Source organism: Enterococcus raffinosus (assembly GCF_001886185.1).
Taxonomy (GTDB): Bacteria; Bacillota; Bacilli; order Lactobacillales; family Enterococcaceae; genus Enterococcus_A; species Enterococcus_A raffinosus.
This window is the reverse complement of sequence record NZ_JXLA01000076.1, coordinates 1-3,699: the sequence shown is the minus strand read 5'-3', so window position 1 is coordinate 3,699 and position 3,699 is coordinate 1. Positions and strand designations below refer to the sequence as shown.

Here is a 3,699-nt window from a genome sequence, read left to right as displayed (position 1 = left end):
GGTAACTTTAATTTTACAGAATGGACTTTTTTTTTCTACCCTAAATTTCTATTTACACAAAATATTTTACGCTATCTTTTATTTTAAAATATGGGATATTATGATAAATTAACTATGGATGATATTTGAAAAAACCATACTGTATATTTGATTTAATTTTTATTTTTAAGCTCATATCGTAAGAATGGGACTTGTAGTCTCACTTCTTTATGGAGGTGATAATTATGAACGTTGGTTTTATTGGAGCCGGCAAGGTAGGTTGTTCATTCGGGAAGTATTTCCAGGAACATAAAATACAAGTAACAGGATTTTATAGTAAAAGCGAAGACTCGTCATTAGCAGCTTCGAATTTTACATCTAGTAAACAATATTTAAACTTAAGAGAATTAGTAGATGAAAATGATACTATTTTCATTACGACTCCTGATGGTCAAATTCAGGAGGTATGGCAAGAAATTAAAAATTATCAAATCAAAAACAAATTAATCTGCCATTGCAGTGGTGCAATATCTTCAGATATCTTTTCAAATATACAGGACTATGGTGCTTATGGCTATTCTGTCCATCCTATGTTTTCAATATCAGATAAATATAATTCATACAAAAAATTAAAAAAATCTTTTATAACAATTGAAGGCGATGAAAAATATGCAAAGTTTTTATGTGATTTCTTCAAAAAGTTAGGTAATAGTACTGTAATTGTATCTAAGGAGAATAAATCTCTTTATCATGCCGCATCAGTAGTATCTAGTAACCTTGTGCTAGGACTTATTAATACAAGCGTTACATATCTAATTCAATGTGGATTTACTGAAAAAATGGCAATTGAAGCTTTATATCCATTAATTGAATTTAATATTAGAAATATAAAAGAAAAAGGAATTATAGAAAGTTTGACAGGACCAGTTGAACGTTGTGATATTTCAACAATTAAAGGTCACTGTGAAGTTTTATCAGATGAAGACAGAGCTTTATATATGCTATTATCAAAAAATGTATTAGAGATAGCTATGTTAAAAAATATTAATAGAGATTATAGTGAATTAGAAAAGTATTTAGGAGAGAGATAGATGAAAAATACAGCAGTTACATTTAAAGAATCTAAATTAAGAAATGAAAAATTAACAATGCTTACAGCTTATGACTATTCAACAGCAAAAATAATTGATGAAGCTGGGATAAATGGAATATTAGTAGGAGATTCTCTTGGTATGGTATGTCTAGGACATGAAGATACACTTTCAGTAACAATGGAAGACATGATTCATCATACTAGAGCAGTTACAAGAGGAGCTAAGAACACTTTAGTTGTTGCAGATATGCCATTTATGTCTTATCAAACTTCAGTATATGATTCAGTAGTTAATGCAGGAAGATTAATAAAAGAAGGACGAGCTCAGGTTGTTAAATTAGAAGGAGGGATAGAAGTATGCGATAAAATAGAGGCTATAGTAAAGGCTTCTATACCTGTTATGGCGCATATAGGTTTAACACCTCAATCTGTTAATGCATTTGGAGGATTTAAGGTACAAGGAAAGGACAAGGAAGCTGCTAAAGAATTAATAAGAGCTGCTAAAGCTGTAGAAAAAGCAGGAGCATTCGCTGTAGTGTTAGAATGTGTTCCAACTAAGCTTGCAGAGTTAATTTCTAAAGAGATATCAATACCTACAATTGGTATTGGAGCAGGTGCAGGGTGTGATGGACAAATTCTTGTATATCAAGATATGTTGGGGATGTATAGTGATTTTACCCCTAAATTTGTGAAGAAATATGCTAATTTATCAGAAGAGATGAATAAAGCATTTACAAAATATATAGAGGAAGTAAAAGATGGAGTTTTTCCAGGTCCAGAACATGGGTTTAAAATAAGTGATGATGTTTTAGAAAAATTATATTAAAAGGGTCAAGAAATATGGTTATATTTAAAACAGTAAATGATGTTAGAAGTCAAGTAAAAGAGTGGAAAAAACAAGGCTTAAAGGTAGGATTAGTTCCTACTATGGGATATTTACATGAAGGTCATGAAAGTTTAATTAGAAAAGCATCAAAAGAAAATGATAAAGTTGTTGTAAGTATCTTTGTAAATCCAACTCAGTTTGGGAAAAATGAAGATTTAGGTAGTTATCCAAGAGACTTAGAAAGAGATATAGAAGTATGCACAAGAGGTAGAGCAACAGCAATATTTAATCCTGAAGTTGAAGAGATGTATTGTGACAATGCAAGTACTTTTGTTAATATAACTGGATTAACAGAAGGTTTATGTGGAGCTAGTAGGCCAATACATTTTAGAGGGGTTTGCACTGTTGTAAGTAAATTATTTAACATAATACCAGCAGATAGAGCTTATTTTGGAGAAAAGGATGCACAACAGTTAGCTGTAATTAAAAGAATGGTTAGGGACCTTAATATTGATATAGACGTTGTAGGGTGTCCAATTATAAGGGAAGAGGATGGACTAGCTAAAAGTTCTAGAAACACATACTTAAGTTTAGAGGAAAGATCTTCAGCTACTATTTTAAATAAATCTTTAACTTTAGCTAAGGAAGCCTTAAATAATGGAGAGAGAGATAGCTTAAAAATAATTGAGATAATAAGTAAAAATATAAATACTTATAATTTGGCAAAGATTGATTATGTAGAAGTTGTTGATTCTTTATCATTACAAAGAGTAAATTATATTGAAAAATCAGTTTTAGTTGCAATAGCAGTATTTATAGGAAAAACAAGATTAATAGATAATTTTACATTTGAATTACAATAGGGGGCTATAATAATGAAAGTTACAATGTTAAAAGGAAAAATACATAGAGCTAAAGTTGAACAAGCTGAGTTAGATTATGTAGGAAGTATTACTGTTGATATGGATTTATTAGAAGCAGCAGGAATATATGAATATGAAAAAGTACAAATAGTTGATGTTAATAATGGAAATAGATTTGAAACTTATACAATAGCTGGAGAGAGAGGAACAGGGATGATTTGCTTGAATGGAGCTGCAGCTAGATGTGTATCAACTGGAGATAAAATAATTTTAATGGCATATTGTGAATTAAATGAAAATGAGGTTAAGGATCATAGACCTAAGGTTGTTTTTGTCGATGATAATAATAAAGTTGAAAGAGTAACATCATATGAAAAACATGGAAGGTTATCAGATATAATTCTTTAGGTTTTGTAATGTTATTTATATATAGCTAGACTATTATTGAAATATTTATTGATTACTAATTGGATAGATGTCAATAAAGTAGACACAAAAAGAGAAGATACTTAAAGATTTTCAAAGTAAAGAGCCTCCATTTCATTTGGTGTAAGCATATCTCATGTTCCATGAGGACGTTTGGTGTTATAGAAGCCTTCAATGTAGGCAAAACAAGCCAACCGTACTTCTTCAATTGAATGGAATGAACGGCGATTTAATTCTTCTTTTTTCATATATTTAAAAAAAGCTTCGGTAACGGCGTTATCCCACGGATAATCTGGTTTTGAAAGTGAGTGGACAATCGGATGATCCTCTATAAATTTTCTAAATTCAAAAGAGGTATATTGAGACCCTTGATCTGTATGAAAAAGAACAGAACTCGTTAATGGAATGGCAACAGTTTTTTTGACAAATTTTATAAGGTGCAGAACTTCTTTCCGTATACTATTCCGATTGTCCTAGACAATAAGCCTCCTCGGATGTGACGATCTTCGGCA

The 3,699-nt window shown here is 30.7% G+C and carries 5 protein-coding genes; 4 read left to right on the top strand and 1 reads right to left on the bottom strand.

Going from position 1 to position 3,699, the window contains the following annotated elements:
• The first annotated feature begins 209 nt into the window (after positions 1 to 209).
• The 4 genes from RV13_RS20025 to panD are packed head-to-tail and all read left to right on the top strand — an operon-like array spanning position 210 to position 3,169.
• Complete coding sequence (locus tag RV13_RS20025; protein WP_028020811.1) at positions 210 to 1,070, top strand: Rossmann-like and DUF2520 domain-containing protein; 861 nt, start codon at positions 210 to 212, stop codon at positions 1,068 to 1,070.
• The gene (panB, locus tag RV13_RS20020) at positions 1,071 to 1,898 is read left to right on the top strand and encodes a 3-methyl-2-oxobutanoate hydroxymethyltransferase (RefSeq protein WP_002287874.1); all 828 of its coding nucleotides are present in this window, start codon (positions 1,071 to 1,073) and stop codon (positions 1,896 to 1,898) included.
• Positions 1,899 to 1,912: 14 nt separating this feature from the next.
• Entirely contained in the window at positions 1,913 to 2,761 is an 849-nt protein-coding gene (panC, locus tag RV13_RS20015) for a pantoate--beta-alanine ligase (RefSeq protein WP_002287875.1), read from the top strand.
• A gap of 12 nt (positions 2,762 to 2,773) precedes the next feature.
• The gene (gene panD / locus RV13_RS20010; protein WP_002297874.1) at positions 2,774 to 3,169 is read left to right on the top strand and encodes an aspartate 1-decarboxylase; all 396 of its coding nucleotides are present in this window, start codon (positions 2,774 to 2,776) and stop codon (positions 3,167 to 3,169) included.
• A 152-nt stretch (positions 3,170 to 3,321) separates the two neighbouring features.
• Here panD and RV13_RS20005 read toward each other — a convergent pair whose 3' ends face one another.
• Positions 3,322 to 3,504: an integrase core domain-containing protein gene (locus tag RV13_RS20005; RefSeq protein WP_256282809.1), complete on the bottom strand. Its 183-nt coding sequence runs from the start codon at positions 3,502 to 3,504 to the stop codon at positions 3,322 to 3,324.
• Positions 3,505 to 3,699 lie beyond the last annotated feature (195 nt).